Annotated in this window: 12 protein-coding genes and 5 tRNA genes; 10 read left to right on the top strand and 7 right to left on the bottom strand. The window is 75.9% G+C overall.

Features of this window, described 5'->3' with window-relative positions; translation table 11 throughout:
* Positions 1-27 precede the first annotated feature (27 nt).
* The 3 genes from cobT to ACFYNS_RS29920 all read left to right on the top strand — a co-directional run bounded on the left by cobT (position 28) and on the right by ACFYNS_RS29920 (position 6,930).
* Positions 28-4,488, top strand: coding sequence for a nicotinate-nucleotide--dimethylbenzimidazole phosphoribosyltransferase (gene cobT, locus ACFYNS_RS29930; RefSeq protein WP_388605917.1), 4,461 nt, complete (start codon positions 28-30; stop codon positions 4,486-4,488).
* A 253-nt stretch (positions 4,489-4,741) separates the two neighbouring features.
* Positions 4,742-5,989: a uroporphyrinogen-III C-methyltransferase gene (gene cobA, locus ACFYNS_RS29925; protein WP_360300873.1), complete on the top strand. Its 1,248-nt coding sequence runs from the start codon at positions 4,742-4,744 to the stop codon at positions 5,987-5,989.
* Positions 5,990-6,075: 86 nt separating this feature from the next.
* On the top strand, positions 6,076-6,930 hold the full coding sequence (locus ACFYNS_RS29920; RefSeq protein WP_360300870.1) for an RNA methyltransferase: 855 nt from the start codon (positions 6,076-6,078) through the stop codon (positions 6,928-6,930).
* Between the two features lie 173 nt (positions 6,931-7,103).
* On the opposite strand, the gene ACFYNS_RS29915 is transcribed toward ACFYNS_RS29920, so the two are convergent.
* A complete protein-coding gene (locus tag ACFYNS_RS29915; protein WP_388605914.1) occupies positions 7,104-8,489 on the bottom strand; it encodes a protein kinase in 1,386 nt (461 codons plus the stop codon).
* A 638-nt stretch (positions 8,490-9,127) separates the two neighbouring features.
* Here ACFYNS_RS29915 and ACFYNS_RS29910 point away from each other — a divergent pair.
* The 3 genes from ACFYNS_RS29910 (at position 9,128) to ACFYNS_RS29900 (ending at position 10,954) form a co-directional block, all read left to right on the top strand.
* A complete protein-coding gene (locus ACFYNS_RS29910) occupies positions 9,128-9,337 on the top strand; it encodes a hypothetical protein (RefSeq protein ID WP_360300533.1) in 210 nt (69 codons plus the stop codon).
* A gap of 209 nt (positions 9,338-9,546) precedes the next feature.
* Positions 9,547-10,608 carry a phosphotransferase family protein gene (locus tag ACFYNS_RS29905; RefSeq protein ID WP_388605912.1) on the top strand — a complete coding sequence of 354 codons (1,062 nt, stop codon included), beginning with the start codon at positions 9,547-9,549 and terminating at the stop codon, positions 10,606-10,608.
* Positions 10,609-10,648: 40 nt separating this feature from the next.
* Entirely contained in the window at positions 10,649-10,954 is a 306-nt protein-coding gene (locus tag ACFYNS_RS29900) for a zf-TFIIB domain-containing protein (RefSeq protein WP_360300536.1), read from the top strand.
* Positions 10,955-11,063: 109 nt separating this feature from the next.
* On the opposite strand, the gene ACFYNS_RS29895 is transcribed toward ACFYNS_RS29900, so the two are convergent.
* The 5 genes from ACFYNS_RS29895 to ACFYNS_RS29875 form a co-directional block, all read right to left on the bottom strand.
* A tRNA-Val gene (locus tag ACFYNS_RS29895) sits at positions 11,064-11,135 on the bottom strand.
* 1 nt (position 11,136) lies between these two features.
* Positions 11,137-11,208: transfer RNA gene (locus ACFYNS_RS29890), tRNA-Val, on the bottom strand.
* Positions 11,209-11,235: 27 nt separating this feature from the next.
* Positions 11,236-11,307 (bottom strand) — tRNA-Val (locus ACFYNS_RS29885).
* Between the two features lies 1 nt (position 11,308).
* A tRNA-Cys gene (locus ACFYNS_RS29880) sits at positions 11,309-11,382 on the bottom strand.
* Between the two features lie 30 nt (positions 11,383-11,412).
* A tRNA-Gly gene (locus ACFYNS_RS29875) sits at positions 11,413-11,485 on the bottom strand.
* 145 nt (positions 11,486-11,630) lie between these two features.
* On the opposite strand from ACFYNS_RS29875, the gene ACFYNS_RS29870 reads away from it, so the two are divergent.
* From ACFYNS_RS29870 to ACFYNS_RS29860, 3 genes are all read left to right on the top strand, one after another.
* Entirely contained in the window at positions 11,631-12,818 is a 1,188-nt protein-coding gene (locus ACFYNS_RS29870) for a chorismate-binding protein (RefSeq protein WP_360300539.1), read from the top strand.
* On the top strand, positions 12,815-13,636 hold the full coding sequence (locus tag ACFYNS_RS29865; RefSeq protein WP_388605911.1) for an aminotransferase class IV: 822 nt from the start codon (positions 12,815-12,817) through the stop codon (positions 13,634-13,636). Before ACFYNS_RS29870 ends, ACFYNS_RS29865 begins: the two co-directional genes overlap by 4 nt.
* A 94-nt stretch (positions 13,637-13,730) precedes the next feature.
* Positions 13,731-14,618, top strand: coding sequence for a GNAT family N-acetyltransferase (locus tag ACFYNS_RS29860; protein ID WP_388605910.1), 888 nt, complete (start codon positions 13,731-13,733; stop codon positions 14,616-14,618).
* 30 nt (positions 14,619-14,648) lie between these two features.
* Here the strand turns inward: ACFYNS_RS29860 and ACFYNS_RS29855 are convergent, their stop codons facing one another.
* Positions 14,649-15,176: a DsbA family protein gene (locus ACFYNS_RS29855; protein ID WP_360300546.1), complete on the bottom strand. Its 528-nt coding sequence runs from the start codon at positions 15,174-15,176 to the stop codon at positions 14,649-14,651.
* 103 nt (positions 15,177-15,279) lie between these two features.
* Between ACFYNS_RS29855 and ACFYNS_RS29850 the strand changes: the two genes are divergently transcribed.
* On the top strand, positions 15,280-15,783 hold the full coding sequence (locus ACFYNS_RS29850; protein ID WP_388605907.1) for a hypothetical protein: 504 nt from the start codon (positions 15,280-15,282) through the stop codon (positions 15,781-15,783).
* Positions 15,784-15,793: the final 10 nt, after the last annotated feature.

Below are 15,793 nucleotides of genomic sequence, written 5' to 3'. Positions count from 1 at the left end.
AGCACTAGCGATGGGCGAGGGGAACGCATGACTGACACCGGTCAGATCCCGGGCGAGGGGCTGCCGGAGAACGCAGGCGGGCAGCAGCCGGAGGGACAGCCGGACATCCCGGGCTCCGGCGGCTACTCCTTCGCCGACGGCAGCGGCGATGTCCCGGACGCGGCCCCGGCGCACTCCGCTCACGCCGCGCACGTTCACCACGATCCTCATGCGAACCCCGAGAACCACGAGCCCCACGAGGAAGAGGACCTGCTGCTGATGCCCTCCGCGCAGGGTGCCTGGAACGAGCAGCCGACGCCCGGGCAGCCGGCAGGCCAGCCCCTGCAGGAGGGCGGATACGGATACGGGTACGACCCGTACGGACAGCCGCAGCAGGACGCCGCCCCCCCGCCGCAGGACGGCGGATACCCCTCCGGAACGGAGTACGGACCGGACGGTGCACCGGCACCGCACGACGCGGCCGGTGCAGACGCGTACGCGCAGCACGGGTACGGGCCGCAGGACGCCGCGTACCAGCAGGAGGCTCAGGCCGCCGTGCAGCCCGTCCCGGCCGAGGAGCAGGCCGGGGTGGCTGGAGCGGATCAGGGAGCGCACGAGGCCGACGGCCGGGACTCCGGCGCGTACGACATGAGCGCCGTGCGCGCCCCCCAGCAGCCGCAGCCCGCGCACCCCACGACGCAGGGCACTTCCGGCCCCGGCCCGCGCCGCCCGCTGCACCTCGGGCCGCCGGTGCCCGAGCAGTCCGGCACCGTGCGCCCGCTCTCCGAGCGCGCCGCCGCGCAGCCCGCAGCCTCGGCCCCGCAGGCCGCACCGGTGCAGGGCGCGCCGCAGCCGTCCGCCGGGGAGGGCCACCCCGCGGCCGAGCAGCAGCCCGCGCCCGCTCAGCAGGACTCCGTCCCCTCCGCCGCGGAGGAGACGCAGGCCGCGGAGGCGGCGGGTGCTGCTCCGACCGAGCAGCAGGCCGGCGACCTCCCGGCGACAGCACCTGCTGTCATGGACCCGCAGAGCGCCGCTCCGGCAGCACCCGACCAGTCCGGCGCCCCGCAGCCGGGTCCGCCCGCGCCGGCAGCCGAGCAGCCCGGAGCGCAGGCTTCACCGGAGCCTCAGCAGCCCCAGCAGCCCGTACCGGAGACCGGTGCGCAGGCCGCCCCGGCCGCCGCAGCGGCCCCGGCGCCGCAGCCCGACCAGGCCGCACCGTCCGCCGAGGAGCCGCTGCCGGGACCGCAGCTGGGCCAGCTCCCGTCCCAGCAGGACGTCCGGGCCCCGCAGCCCGTCCCCGCCGAGGCCCCCGCCCCCGCCGACGAATCCCCTGCCGACGCCCCCGCGGCGCCGCCAGCGGCCGACGCCGCCGCGGCGCCGCCAGCGGCCGACGCCCCCGCGGCGCCGCCAGCGGCCGACGCCGCCGCGGCTCCCGCGCCGCCCGAAGAGCAGACGGACGACGTGGCGCAGCACCCCGCCCAGCCTCATGGAGCGCCCGCCGGGAACGGTCCGGCCCCCGCTGCCGCGGTACCCCCGGAACCGGAAGGGGAGGCACCCGGGCAGGACGGCCCCGTCAACGACACCGTGCCCGGACCGCGCCGGGAGGCGCAGCCCGGCGAGGCGCCCACCGTTCCCGCGCAGGGCGGTGAACCGGTACGCCAGCAGGAGGCGGCCGTACCGCCCTCGACCGCTCCTCCGATAAACCAGGACCCGGAGCACCCCGCCGGCCACCGGTCGGACAGCCCCGTGATCCCCGAGCAGGCAACAGCACCAGACTCCCCGGGCACCACCGCGTCCGAGGCGCAGCCCGTTGAGGAGCCCGAGCCCATGCCAGTCCCCGAAGCCGCTGCTCCCGGGACGGCGGCGGACGCGCCCCCCGGCACCCCCGAGAACGCCACCGCGGCCCCCGAAGCCGCCGTCCCCGCCCCGGCAGCCGAAGCCGCAGCGCACGGTGCGGGCCCGGCACCGGCCGCGGCGGCGCCGGAGGCCGCAGCCGGGGGAGAGGCGCCGCAGACCCCGGCCGAGCCCACCGCCGAGGTACCGGACGCAGCGGCGGACGACACCGCCGCTGCTGCGGAGCCCGCCGCGGAGCCCGCTCCGTCCGCCGCACCCGAGCAGCCCGCCGGGGACGCCGGCCCCTCCGGCGGAGAGCCCGCGGAGCCGCTGCCCGCGGACGGCACCCCGGCGACCGGCCCGGCCGCCGCCGAGCAGCACGCCGCCGACACCTCGCCGGGAGGGCCCGGCACGGAGTCCCCGGACCCCGCCGACAGCGCTGCCGTGCCCACCGACGGCGCGGCCGCCGAGGCGCAGGCCGCCGACGGCCCGTCCGCCGAGGCCGCCGAATCCGGTGCGGCGTCCGGCCCCGCGCCGTCCGCGGAAACCGCTGCCGCCGCCGAGACCACGGATGCGGCGGCCCCGGCCCCCGAGGCCGCTCCCGCCGGGCCCTCGCCGACGGCCGCAGCCGCCCCCGAAGCCCAGCCCGAGGCTTCCGCCGGACCCCCGGACGGGGCGCTCGCCGCAGACGCGGGCACCGACCCCGACCTCACCGGCGTGCCGGAGCCCGCCGGGGAACCGGTCCGCGACGCGGCCACCGTCGACCCGGCCACCGACGGTGAATCCACCGTCGGCCGGCCTGCCGAGAACGAAGGCCCCGGGAGCGGGACTCCCGGCGACCAGGCTCACGAGAGCGAGGCTCCCGACGAGCAGGCCCCCGCGGGCGAGGCTCCCGAGGGCGGGGCCGCACAGGACGAGCCCGCAGCCGCCGCCCCCACGGGCGAGCCCGCGCCCGGGTTCGCCGAGGCCGAGCGGGAAGCCGTACACCGGCTGATGCGCGAGCGGCGCGACATCCGCAACGGCTTCCGGTCCGACCCGATCCCGCACGAGGTGCTGCTCCGCGTCCTGGAGGCGGCGCACACCGCGCCCAGCGTGGGGCACTCCCAGCCCTGGGACTTCGTGGTCATCCGCTCCGAGGAGACCCGGCGCGCCATGCACGAGCTGGCCGAGCGGCAGCGCCAGGCGTACGCCAAGTCGCTGCCCAAGGCCCGCGCGAAGCAGTTCAAGCAGATGAAGATCGAGGCGATCCTCGACACCCCCGTCAACATCGTCGTCACCGCGGACCCGACGCGCGGCGGACGCCACACACTGGGGCGGCACACACAGCCGCAGATGGCCCCCTACTCCTCGGCGCTGGCCGTGGAGAACCTGTGGCTCGCCGCGCGGGCCGAGGGCCTGGGCGTGGGCTGGGTCAGCTTCTTCGACGAGCGCGAGATGGTCCGCGCGCTGGAACTGCCCGAACACCTGGAGGTCGTCGCCTACCTGTGCGTGGGCTACGTCGACGAGTTCCCGGGCGAGCCGGAGCTGATGCAGGCCGGCTGGTCCAAGCGGCGCCCGCTGTCGTGGGTGGTCCACGAGGAGTCCTACGGGCGCCGGGCGCTGCCCGGCGCCGAGCCCACCGGCATGCTGGCCGAGACGCTCAGCACCATCCGCCCGCTGGACGCCAAGGCGCTCGGCGAGGCGTGGGAGCGGCAGAAGCGGATGACGAAGCCGTCCGGGGCGCTCGGCATGCTGGAGATCATCTCGGCCCAGCTGTGCGGCCTCTCCCGCAAGTGCCCGCCCCCGGTGCCCGAACCGGCCGCCGTCGCGGTCTTCGCGGGGGACCACGGGGTGCACCAGCAGGGCGTGACCCCCTGGCCCCAGGAGGTGACCGCGCAGATGGTGGCCAACTTCCTCGGCGGCGGCGCCGTCTGCAACGCGTTCGCCAACCAGGTGGGTGCCGAGGTGTGCGTCGTGGACGTCGGCGTCGCCGCCGAACTGCCCACCACCCCCGGTCTGCTGCCGCGCAAGGTACGGGCCGGCACGGCGGACATGACCGCGGGCCCCGCGCTGACCCAGGAGGAGGTCGAGCGGGCCCTGGAGGTGGGCATCGAGACCGCCCGCGACCTGGTCGCGGCGGGCAACAAGGCGCTGCTCACCGGCGAGATGGGCATCGCCAACACGACGGCCTCCGCGGCGCTGATCGCCGCCTGCACCGGCGCGGACCCCGCCGAGGTCACCGGGCGCGGTACGGGCATCAACGACGAGACGCATGCCCGCAAGGTCGAGGTCGTGCGCCGCGCGCTGGAGCTGCACCAGCCCGACCCGGCCGACCCCCTGGGCATGCTCTCGGCGTTCGGCGGACTGGAGCACGCCGCGATGGTCGGGCTGATCCTCGGCGGTGCCTCGCTGCGCACTCCGGTCATCCTCGACGGCGTCAGCGCGGGGGCCGCCGCGCTGGTCGCGCGAGCCGTGGCCCCCGAGGCGCTCGCCGCCTGCATCGCGGGGCACCGCAGTGCCGAACCCGGTCATGTCGCCGCGCTCACCAAGCTGGGGCTGCGTCCGCTGCTCGACCTCGACCTGCGGCTCGGCGAGGGGACGGGTGCCCTGCTGGCCCTGCCCATGGTGCAGAGCGCGGCCCGCGCGATGCACGAGGTCGCCACGTTCGACGCGGCGGGCGTCACCGAGAAGAGCTGAACGGTTCCGCGCCACGCGGCGGGCACCTCCGGCAGCCACCGGAGCGTTCCCGCCGCGCGGCCCGTCCAGCGCGTCGGCGGCACCCCGGTACCACGGGGGACGCCGACCTGCCCCGTGACCTGCGAGACAGCGCCGCTCGGCGGTCCCGCACTAGGCTGTTCCTCACCGTCCCCGCCGCTCCACCGCCGCAGCGGCGTCGTCCTCGGCCCGGTGGACGAGCCGGCCCGCCCTCTCGAGAAGGATGCCGTCCCAGATGTCGGAAACCTCCGCCACTCCCGCCTACCCTGTAGGACTCCGTCTGGACGGCCGCCGCGTCGTACTGGTCGGCGGCGGCACCGTGGCGCAGCGCCGCCTCCCGGCGCTGCTGGCGGCGGGTGCGCAGGTCACCCTCGTCGCGCCCGAAGCCACGCCCTCCGTCGAAGCCATGGCGACTGCCGGGGAGATCGCCTGGGAGCGCCGCGCCTGGCGGGACGGCGACCTCGCGGACGCCTGGTACGCGATCGCGGCCACCGACGACGCCGCCGTCAACGCCGCCATCGTCGCGGAGGCCGAGGCCCGACGTGTGTGGTGCGTCCGTGCGGACGACGCGGACCGGGGCACCGCCTGGACCCCGGCAACCGGCCGCAGCGACGGCATCACCGTCGCCGTCCTCACCAGCGGGGAGCACGGCGCGGCCGGACGCGACCCGCGCCGCGCTGCCGCCATCCGGGACGCCGTCGTGGCCCGGCTCGGGGACGGCACGCTCGGCGCGGAACAGCGCGGGCCCCGCACCCCCGGCGTCGCCCTCGTCGGCGGCGGACCCGGCGACCCGGATCTGATCACCGTGCGGGGCCGCCGGCTGCTGGCCCAGGCCGACGTGGTCGTCGCCGACCGGCTGGGCCCCCGCGACCTGCTGGACGAACTCCCGCCGCACGTCGAGGTGATCGACGCGGCCAAGATCCCCTACGGCCGGGCGATGGCGCAGGAGGCCATCAACGCGGTCCTGGTCGAGCACGCCAAGGCCGGGCGGTCCGTGGTGCGGCTCAAGGGCGGCGACCCGTTCGTCTTCGGCCGCGGCATGGAGGAGGCCGAGCAACTCGCCGCCGAGGGGGTGCAGGTGACCGTCGTCCCGGGCATCTCCAGCGCGATCAGTGTGCCCGGCGCGGTCGGCATCCCCGTCACCCACCGGGGCGTGGCCCACGAGTTCACCGTCGTCAGCGGCCATGTCGCGCCCGACGACCCGCGTTCGCTGGTCGACTGGACCGCGCTCGCCCGGCTGCGGGGCACGCTCGTGCTGCTGATGGGGGTGGAGAACCTCGGCGCCATCGCCGCGGCGCTCCGCGCGCACGGCCGCCCCGACGACACCCCGGTCGCCATCGTCCAGGAGGGCACCATGGCCACCGAGCGGCGGGTCGACGCCACCCTGGCGACGGCGGCCGACCGCGCGGCGGCGCAGGACATACGGCCACCGGCCGTCATCGTGATCGGCGACGTGGTGGCGGTGGGCCCGACCGCACCGTGATCCGCCGGGCACGCCCCGGACAACCAGCCCGTACGCGGCGGTATCGACGCATTGGCACTTCGAGCGGGACAGGGCAGTATCGGCCTGTGGCTACCTCATCCTCCCCCGGCACCCCCGGCGGCCGGCCGGCCGCCGGGCTCGTCACCGTCGACGAGCCCGACGATCCCCGGCTGGGCGACTACACGGGACTGACCGACGTCGAACTGCGGCGCAGGCGCGAGCCCGCCGAAGGGCTGTTCATCGCCGAGGGCGAGAAGGTGATCCGCCGGGCCCGGCAGGCGGGGTACACGATGCGCTCGATGCTGCTGTCCGCGAAGTGGATCGATGTCATGCGCGACGTCATCGACGAGGTGCCCGCCCCCGTCTACGCCGTCAGCCCGGAGCTGGCCGAGCGCGTCACCGGCTACCACGTGCACCGCGGCGCCCTGGCCTCCATGCAGCGCAAGCCGCTGCCGAAGCCGGAGGACCTGCTGGCCACAGCGCGCCGCGTCGTGATCATGGAGTCGGTCAACGACCACACCAACATCGGCGCCATCTTCCGCAGCGCCGCCGCACTGGGCATGGACGCCGTGCTGCTCTCCCCCGACTGCGCCGACCCGCTCTACCGCCGCTCGGTCAAGGTCTCCATGGGCGCCGTGTTCGCCGTGCCCTACGCCCGGCTGGAGAGCTGGCCGCAGGGCCTGGAGACGGTACGCGACGCGGGGCTCCCGCTGCTCGCCCTCACGCCGGACGAGAAAGCCGTCCCCCTCGACACCGCCACCCGGGACTGCGGGGACCGCACGGCCCTGCTGCTGGGCGCCGAGGGCAGCGGACTGACCACCCGCGCGCTGCGCGCCGCCGACGAGTGGGTCCGCATCCCGATGGCCCACGGAGTCGACTCGCTGAACGTGGGCGCCGCCGCGGCCGTCGCCTTCTATGCGGTCGCGCGGCGGGCCGGCTGAGATGACATTCGGAACGCGTCGGCGGGCCGGCTGAGACGACATTCGGAAACGCGTCGGCGGGCCGCGCGCAGCCCGCCGCCAGAGCGGCGGACCGGCCCGCGGACGCGCGCCGGTCCGCCGGGACCCGCGCGTGCGGGACCGGCTGCCGGGTCACGGCACCCGCGGCCTCCCGGTCACGGCACCTGCACCGAGGTGCTGCCGAGTCCGCGGGCGGGGCCCTCGCATCCCTGGGCCACCGCGATGCCCAGGGCGACCAGCAGGGTCACCGTCACGAAGACGATGAGCCGCTGCCGCAGCAGTCTCCTCTTGCGGGCCGCCGGACCGAGCCCGCCGGGGCGCCCGCGCCGGGCGGCGGGCCGCGGCCCGGTCGGCCTGCCGTTCGCCGTCCGCTCGCCGCCCCGCTGAGCCGGCGGCGCCGCCGGGCGGCGGGGCGGACGCGCGTCCCTGCGCGAGCCGTTGCCCGTCGGATGCGCGCCGTCCCGCGAGGCCCGCGAAGCCCGCGAGGTGCCGGACGCGGTCGAACGTGCCGAGCGGGGAGTCGAGGCCCGGGGGGCGCTTGCCGCCCGCTCGCGCTCCCAGCCGACGGTGTCCCGCTGGGTCCGCTGCTGCATCGGGTCCCGGGGGCGGCGCTCCCCGGCGGGCCGCGCGCCGGATACGGACCGCCCGCCCGTCCCCGGCCGCTCACCGTGCCATGCGGCCCGGGCGCCCGGGGCGGGATCCCCGCCGTCGGACAGGCCGCGGGCCTCCCGCGCCGCGATCTCCTTGAGCCGCAGCGAGAGCTGCAGCGTGCTGGGCCGGTCCTCCGGCGACTTGACGAGACAGGCGTGGACGAGCGGGGCCAGCGCCGCGTGCACGGTGTCCAGCAGCGGCTCCTCGTGCACCACGCGGTAGAGCATGACCTCGGAACTGCCCTGCCCGAACGGGGAGTCCGCCGTGGCCGCGTACGCCAGCGTGGCACCCAGCGCGAACACGTCCGTCGCCGGGGTGACCGCCGCGCCCCGCACCTGCTCGGGCGCCAGGAATCCGGGGGAGCCGACCGCCGTGCCCACATGCGTCAGCGTGCTCGCGCCGGTCGCCCAGGCGATACCGAAATCGATGATGCGCGGGCCCTTGGGGGACAGCAGGATGTTCGACGGCTTCAGATCGCGGTGCACGACACCCGCCTCGTGCACCGCCACCAGGCCCTCGGCGAGTGCGGCGCCGATCGAGGCGACCTGCGCGGCGGGCAGCGGGCCGCTCTCGTTCACCTTGTCGTGCAGCGAGGGGCCCGGCACGTACTGGGTGGCGAACCAGGGACGGTCGGCCTCCAGGTCCGCGGCCACCAGCCGGGCGGTGCACCCGCCGCGGATCCGCCGCGCGGCGGACACCTCGCGTGCGAAGCGGGAGCGGAATTCCTGGTCCTCGGCCAGGTCCGGCCGGATCACCTTCAGCGCGACCCGCTGGCCGCGCCGGTCGGAACCCAGGTAGACCACGCCCATACCGCCGGCTCCCAGGCGCCGGTGGAGCCTGAACGAGCCGACGACTCGCGGGTCCTCGCGCCGGAGCCGCATCATCGCCATGTCCGTTCCTACCTCCGGTGTCCGGTGGGCGGTGGCCCACCTCCGGCATCCGGTGGGGCAGCAGCCCACCGGTGTCCGGTCCGTCTGACGACCACAGCTTACGGACTGCCGCGGCGAGCCGACGATAGGCCGCGCACGCGGCGCCAGACGGGATGTCAGAGCCCGGTCGTCGAAGGGGACTCCACCGGGCGCGCCGGTTCCGCACGCCTGCGCGCCCCCGGTCCCGCGCCGTCAAACCCGCCCCGCGGCAGGGTGTTTGACGCGGTGACGGATCCGGTGGGCGCCGCGGCCGACAGCGGTGCCGGACAGCCTGCGCCGTCCGCCCCGCCCGGCCGGAAGGACCGGCTCGACCAGGGCCGGGAGGCGGCGGGGGAGTGAGAGAACTCACCCCCTCGGGCCGTGCGGGGGACCGGGCGGCGGTACCCCCTGGGGGAAGACCCTGGGAGGGCCGGGGACGCCCTCCACCCTGGGGAGTAGGCGGCCCCGCCGCGCGTCATCCTGCGGGAGGCCCCGAGTCGGTACGCGCGCATGACGCCGCCGCAGGCAGCCCTGCCTAATGTGGTTGTCGAGCGGCGGGCGCAGCACTCGTCCCCCGAGGTCGGACGTCCGCCGCTCCAGACAACGATCAGGAGCGGATCATGGCGTACACGGCCGGGCGCGCGGCGCCCGCGGGGAAGGGGCGGCTCGCGGCACTCGCGGATCTCGGCGCCCGCCCCGGCGGCCGTCGTCATCCGCTGGTGGCCGCCGCCATGGTGCTGCCACTCGCCCTCCTCCTCGGCCTCGTCTCGGGCTGGGGCCGGATGGTGCTGACACAGGCGTCGTCCGTGGTCGGAATGCTGGGGTCCTGAGCGGCCCCGGGCCCGGTGGAGCGGACCGGGTCGGGGACTTCCGGCTCTACAGCCCCGTGGGGACGGGGGTGCGGCGGACGGCACGAGGCCCGGGCAGCTGGGGAGCTGCCCGGGCTCTCGCGTATCCGGCGGCCGGTCCGGTGCTCCGGACGCCGCCCTCGGAACAGCGGTGCGCCCTGCGGTGCCCGCGTCGAACCCGTGGAGTACTCGTGGCCGATCCTGAGAGTCCCGGCGGCAGCCGCGCGCTGCACCAGTCCCTCGCCGTACTCGCCGGCGACCCCCGGGGGCAGGGCGACGTGCTCGCCGACCGTTCCGATGCCGCCGTCGTGCGGGTCGGCGACCGGGTCGCCAAGGCGCACGCGCCCGACGCGGAAGTACCCGCGCTGGAGGTGCGGATCCGGGTCGCCGCGGCCCCGGAGTACCGCGGGGTGCTGCTGCCCCCCGCCTCCGGCGGCGCCACCTCCCCGCTGCCCGGCGGTCGTCTCGGCAGCGTCTGGCCCCTCGGCGCCCCGGTCGACCCGGACGACGCGGCGGCAGCGCCCTGGGGAGCGGCGGGTGTGCTGCTGGCCCGGCTGCACACGGCGCCGCTCCCGGCGCCCGCACGGCTCCCCGGTCCGCTGCCGCCGATGCGCGGCCCGGCCAAGGCGGCCCGGGCCCTGGAGCGGATGCGGCGGGCACCCCGGGGTGCGCATGGCGCGTCGGCGGAGGCCGTCGAGCGCGCATGGGCCGGGCTGCCGCCCTGGTGCCGGGACGAGGAGCCGGGCCCGGCCCCCCGCACCCTGTGCCACGGCGACTTCCACCTCGGCCAACTCGTCCGCCATCCGCGGCCCGACGGGCCCTGGCAGCTCATCGACATCGACGACCTCGGGCTGGGCGATCCGGCCTGGGATCTGGCGCGGCCCGCCGCCTGGTTCGCGGCCGGCCTCCTCCCGGCGGCGGTGTGGGAGTGCTTCCTCGGCGCCTACACCCGGACCGTCGAGATCGCAGCGGCGGCCGGTGCCGTCCGCGCCGAGCTCGTCCCGCACGGCTTGGCCGGTGCCGACCCGTGGCCGTATCTCGACGCGCCGGCCCGGGCGTTGACGGTGCAGGGCGCGGCGCTCGGCGTCGCGAAGGCCGGCACCGAGGGCCGTTCCCTGGACGAGGCGGAGGAGGCGTGCGTGGCCGCGTGCGCCCGGATCGCGGCTCTTTCGCAGGCCCCGAACTCCTCGCGGCCCGGGGGCCGTAGGCTGGAGCAGTGCCGACCGGGACCGGGGGTGTCCGGTCACCGGTGAGGGATCCGGTGGGCAACCGGTAGGGAGAGGAATCCGACGAATGATGCAGTGTCCCAAGTGCGGTGCGCCGATGCACACGTACAACCGCAGCGGTGTGCAGATCGAGCAGTGCGGCAGCTGCCGGGGAATCTTCCTCGACTACGGCGAGCTGGAGGCTCTCACCAGGCTGGAGGCGCAGTGGGGGCAGTCGGCGCCTCCGCCGCCGCCCGGACCGCAGGGCTACTCCGCCGGACCGGCCTGGGGCGCGCCGCAGCACGGCTCGTACGGCCACGGCCATCACGGTCACCATGGGCACCACGGCCATCACGGTCGCCGTGGCTTCGGGCGGATGCTCTTCTCCTCCTGAGCGCGGATCCGCCCCACGGCGCGGGAGCCCGTGACGGATGAGTCCGCGGCACGGGAGCCCGGAACAGCACGAGGGCCCCGGCGAAACCGCCGGGGCCCTCGATCAGGTGTGGACGATACTGGGATTGAACCAGTGACCTCTTCCGTGTCAGGGAAGCGCTCTCCCGCTGAGCTAATCGTCCGTGCGCGGTACTGGGATTGAACCAGTGACCTCTTCCGTGTCAGGGAAGCGCTCTCCCGCTGAGCTAACCGCGCGGAAGGTCCGGAGGTGACCGGACCCGGTGGACGATACTGGGATTGAACCAGTGACCTCTTCCGTGTCAGGGAAGCGCTCTCCCGCTGAGCTAATCGTCCTTGGAGGTGGAGACGGGATTTGAACCCGTGTAGACGGCTTTGCAGGCCGTTGCCTCGCCTCTCGGCCACTCCACCAGGTGCGGGGTCCGGGAGGTCCCCACATCGAGCGGACGACGAGATTCGAACTCGCGACCCTCACCTTGGCAAGGTGATGCTCTACCAACTGAGCCACGTCCGCAGTGCCTTTTCCGGGACGCACCCGGGAGGCCGTCCCCGGGGCGCTTGCGCCTCGGCGACGTGTTGAACTTTAGCGGATTCCCGTGCCAGCTCAAATTCCGTTTCCGCAGCGTGGTCGCCCCCGCCGTCCTCATAGACTCGAAACCGTGTCCGATCTGACCCCGCTCGCCCGCTTGGGCGGCCACCTCGCCACCGATCTCCGCGACGTGACCAGCGACCCCGAGGCGCTCGACTCCTCGGGGTGGTGGGCCGTCGTCGCCGACTACGAGGGCGGGCTGTGCTGCGCCCGCTTCGGCGACGTACGCCCGGCGCCGCTCCCCGCGCCGGTGCCCGGCCGCTGGCGCGGCCCGGCAGCCGGTGACTGGGTCAGCTCGCTGGACCGCGCCGCCTACACCGAGGGCGTGCGGCGGATCCGTGCCGCCATCGGCACCGGAGACGTCTACCAGGTCAACCTCTGCCGGGTGCTGTCCGCGCCGCTGCCGGACCCCGCCGCCGGGGCCGCCGACATCGACCAGCTCACCGCCCGGCTCGCCGTCGGCACCCCGGCGGCCTACGCGGGCACCGTGCGTCTGCCGGCGCACGGCGTGGAGATCGCCACGGCCTCCCCGGAGCTGTACCTGCGGCGCGCGGACCGCACCGTCGAGTCCGGCCCCATCAAGGGCACCGGCCGCTCCGCGGCCGACCTGGGGGAGAAGGAGCGGGCCGAGAACGTGATGATCACCGACCTGGTCCGCAACGACCTCGGCCGGGTGTGCGTGCCCGGCTCCATCACCGTTCCCGCCCTGTGCGCGCCCGAGCCCTACCGGAACCTGGTCCACCTCGTCTCCACCGTCCGCGGCGAGCTGCCGGAGGCCGCCGGGCCCGCCGCCCGCGGAGCCGGCGGATGGGCGCAGCTGCTGGCGGGCACCTTCCCGCCCGGCTCGATCACCGGCGCGCCCAAGTCCTCCGCGCTGCGGCTGATCGACACGCTGGAGACGGCGCCGCGCGGCCCGTACACCGGCGGCATCGGCTGGGTCGACGCCGACCGTGGAACGGGCGCGCTGGCCGTCGGCATACGCACGTTCTGGATCGAGCGGGACCACCCGCGCCCGCTGCTGCGCTTCGGCACGGGTGCGGGGATCATCTGGGACTCCGATCCGGAGCAGGAATGGCGGGAGACGGAACTGAAGGCTTCCCGGCTGCTCGCGGTAGCGTCGGGGGAGTACGACGAGAATTCCAAGAACGCCGGGACCGACACGAACGCCGAGGCCACCGCAGCGCGCGGGTCGGCCACACCCGGTGCCCGTCCGGTGACACAGCGGCCCCCAGCGGCTCCCCGAGGTGAACAGCAGTGAAGATCTGGCTCGACGGCGGACTCCAGGACGCACACAGCGCGAACGTCTCCGTGTTCGATCACGGACTGACAGTCGGGGACGGGGTCTTCGAGACGCTCAGGACCGTGGAGGGCACCCCGTTCGCGCTCACCCGGCATCTGCGGCGGCTCGCCTCCTCGGCGCGCGGCCTCGGCCTGCCCGAGCCCGACGCGGCCGAGGTGCGGCGGGCCTGCGACGCGGTCACCGCCGCCAACCCGATGCCCTACGGCAGGCTGCGGATCACCTACACCGGGGGCGTCTCGCCGCTCGGTTCGGACCGCGGCGAGGCGGGCCCCACCCTCGTGGTCGCCCTCGGCGAGGCGACCCGTCGCCCGGACACCACCTCGGTTGTCAGCGTCCCCTGGACCCGGAACGAGCGCGGCGCGGTCACCGGGCTGAAGACCACCTCGTACGCGGAGAACGTCGTCGCGCTCGCCCGCGCGCGGCAACAGGCGGCCACCGAGGCCCTGTTCGCCAACACCCACGGCCGGCTGTGCGAGGGCACCGGGTCCAACGTCTTCGTCGTCCTCGACGGCGAGCTGCACACACCGCCGCTCGCCTCGGGCTGCCTGGCGGGGATCACCCGGGCCCTGGTCCTGGAGTGGGCGGGTGCGCACGAGACGGATCTGCCGATGGCGGCGCTGGAGCGGGCCGAGGAGGTCTTCGTGACCTCCAGCCTGCGTGACGTGCAGGCCGTGGCGCGGCTGGACGGACGTGTTCTGCCCGGCGCGCCGGGCCCGGTCACCGCCAAGGCCATGCGGACCTTCGAGGAGCGTTCGGCGGCCGACATCGACCCGTAGCGGCGCCGCGGGCCGCCGCGGGGACGCGTGCTGGTCCGCGCGATCCGCGGCGCAGCAGGTGGGCACCGGGCGGCCGCCCGGGTAGAACGGCACCGTGACGACCACATTGCGCCCCACCGGTCCGGAAATCCGCCCACCCGAGGGCGGACGCGCGCGCGCCTATGAGATCCGGGTCAACTCCCGCCCCGTGGGCACCGTGCACCTCAGCCGAGCGCCGGAGGACGGCCCGGCGCCCGGGCGGCTGCGGCTGTACGTCGAGCCGGGGGAGCGGCGGCGGGGCCGCGGCGCCGTGGCGGCACTCGCCGCAGAGGAGGTGCTGCGCGGCTGGGGCTGCACCCGTGTCGAGGCGAGTGTCCCGCTGACCCCAGACGCCGAGTCGTCCGCCGAGCCCGACGGGAGCCGTGAGCGGACTCCCGCGGGAGTCCGCCTGCTGGCCGCGCTCGGTTACGCGGAGAGCAGCAGCCATCTGATCAAGTCGCTGCCGTCGCCGCACACCCGCCCCGGGCTGCCCCCGGGCCGCGCGCTGCGCCCGCTGGCCGACGCCGAGTTCGACGCCTGGTGGGAGGAGCAGGCCGCGACCTTCGTCGCCGGGCTGATCGAGAACGGCCACTCCCGGGAGCAGGCCCTCGCCCGGTCCGCGGCCGGGCGGCGCACGCACCTGCCGGAAGGAGCCGCCACGGCGGGGGCCGCGCTGCGCGTCCTCAGCAGCGAGGGCACCGCCGTCGGCACGTTCTGGCTGGGCTTCACCGGGCTGCCCCGCGACGATGTCCACGCCTGGGTCTACGACGTCCGCGTGCGGCCCGGAAGGCGGGGCGAGGGCCACGGACGCGCCCTGATGCTGGCCGCGGAGACGGTCTGCCTGGAGGCCGGGGCGCACCGTCTCGGCCTCAACGTCTTCGCCGGCAACACACCGGCCCGGCGGCTCTACGGTTCGCTGGGCTACCGGACAGTGGAGCGCCACTACCTCAAGCCGCTGCTGTGACGCTCAGGACGCCGCTGCGACAGCCGCCGCTCAGCGCCCCAGCAGCCGGTCGGCGATCTCCTCGATGCGCTCGCGCAGCCCCTCCTGGCTCTTGCCGCCGTCCAGCCGCTGCCCGTCGATGACGTACGTCGGGGTGCCCGTCACCCCGATCGCCTTGCCCTCGGCCTGGTCGGCGTCGACCATCAGCAGATGCCGTCCGTCGATCAGGGCCGTCGCGAACTCGTCCGCGTCCAGGTCCAGGTCGCGGGCCACCTCGACCAGCAGCGTCTCGCCCCGCTCGGTCAGCTCCCCGGTGCGCGCCAGCACCGCCGCGGCGTACTCCTCGCCCCTGCCCTGCTCGTACGCCTCCTCGAACGCCTGGGCGGCCGCATAGGCGTGCTTGTTCTTCTCCAGGGGAAAGTGCCGCAGCCGGATCTCCAGCGCGTCGCCGTACCGCTCCCGCAGGGCCCGCAGATCGGTCTGGGCGCGGTGGCAGTCCGGGCACTGCAGCTCGCACCACACCTCCAGGGTGGCGCGCGGCTGGGGGAGGGTGGTGCCGGAGTCGGTGGGGTTGTCCATGGCGCCAGTCTCTCAGCCCCCAGGAGGGGGCCTACCCGGAGATCTCCCTGAACCGCGGCCCCGGCCATGGCCGCCACCGCCCGGCCGGTGCGACCATGGAGACATGCTCACCACCACCGTCTGCGCCGCGCTCTCCGCGGCCGGCCTGGCCATCGCCTTCCTCACGGCGTGGCGGCGTCGCTTCGCCGCCGCGACGCGGCTGGCCGCCGTCGCGCTGGTGCCGGTCGGGCTGGCGATGTCCGGCCTGGTCGGGCTCGGCGGCAAGATCGGCAGGGCGGTCGGCAGCTGGGCGGCCGATCTGGTGCTCAAGCCCACCGTCTGGGCTGGGTTCGCCGTGCTGGCCTGCGCCGTCGTGCTGTGGATCATCGGCCGCGCGGCCGGGGCCCGTAGTGGATCGGCAGCGTCCCGCCGGGAGACGCGGGCCGCGGAGCCCGCCGCGGGAGCGCCCGCGCTCGGCGCGTCCGGGCCGCCCGCCACCCGGCAGCAGCCCGCGCCCGGCGCGTCCGCGGCAGGCAGACCCGCGGCGGGCAAGGGCAAGGGCAAGGGCGCCGAGCCGGGCGAGGACTTCTCCGACATCGAGGCCATCCTCAAGAAGCACGGCATCTAGCTCCTCCGCC

This window comes from Streptomyces sp. NPDC006925, assembly GCF_042869575.1.
Classification (GTDB): Bacteria; Actinomycetota; Actinomycetes; order Streptomycetales; family Streptomycetaceae; genus Streptomyces.
This window is presented reverse-complemented; position numbering and strand designations above follow the sequence as displayed.

Bases quoted from the DNA above. Each gene is read 5' to 3' on its own strand.
- cobT (WP_388605917.1), top strand. From the start codon at position 28: ATGACTGACACCGGTCAGATCCCGGGCGAGGGGCTGCCGGAGAACGCA.
- cobA (WP_360300873.1), top strand. From the start codon at position 4,742: ATGTCGGAAACCTCCGCCACTCCCGCCTACCCTGTAGGACTCCGTCTG.
- ACFYNS_RS29915 (WP_388605914.1), bottom strand. From the start codon at position 8,489: ATGGCGATGATGCGGCTCCGGCGCGAGGACCCGCGAGTCGTCGGCTCG.
- ACFYNS_RS29910 (WP_360300533.1), top strand. From the start codon at position 9,128: ATGGCGTACACGGCCGGGCGCGCGGCGCCCGCGGGGAAGGGGCGGCTC.
- ACFYNS_RS29900 (WP_360300536.1), top strand. From the start codon at position 10,649: ATGATGCAGTGTCCCAAGTGCGGTGCGCCGATGCACACGTACAACCGC.
- ACFYNS_RS29855 (WP_360300546.1), bottom strand. From the start codon at position 15,176: ATGGACAACCCCACCGACTCCGGCACCACCCTCCCCCAGCCGCGCGCC.
- ACFYNS_RS29850 (WP_388605907.1), top strand. From the start codon at position 15,280: ATGCTCACCACCACCGTCTGCGCCGCGCTCTCCGCGGCCGGCCTGGCC.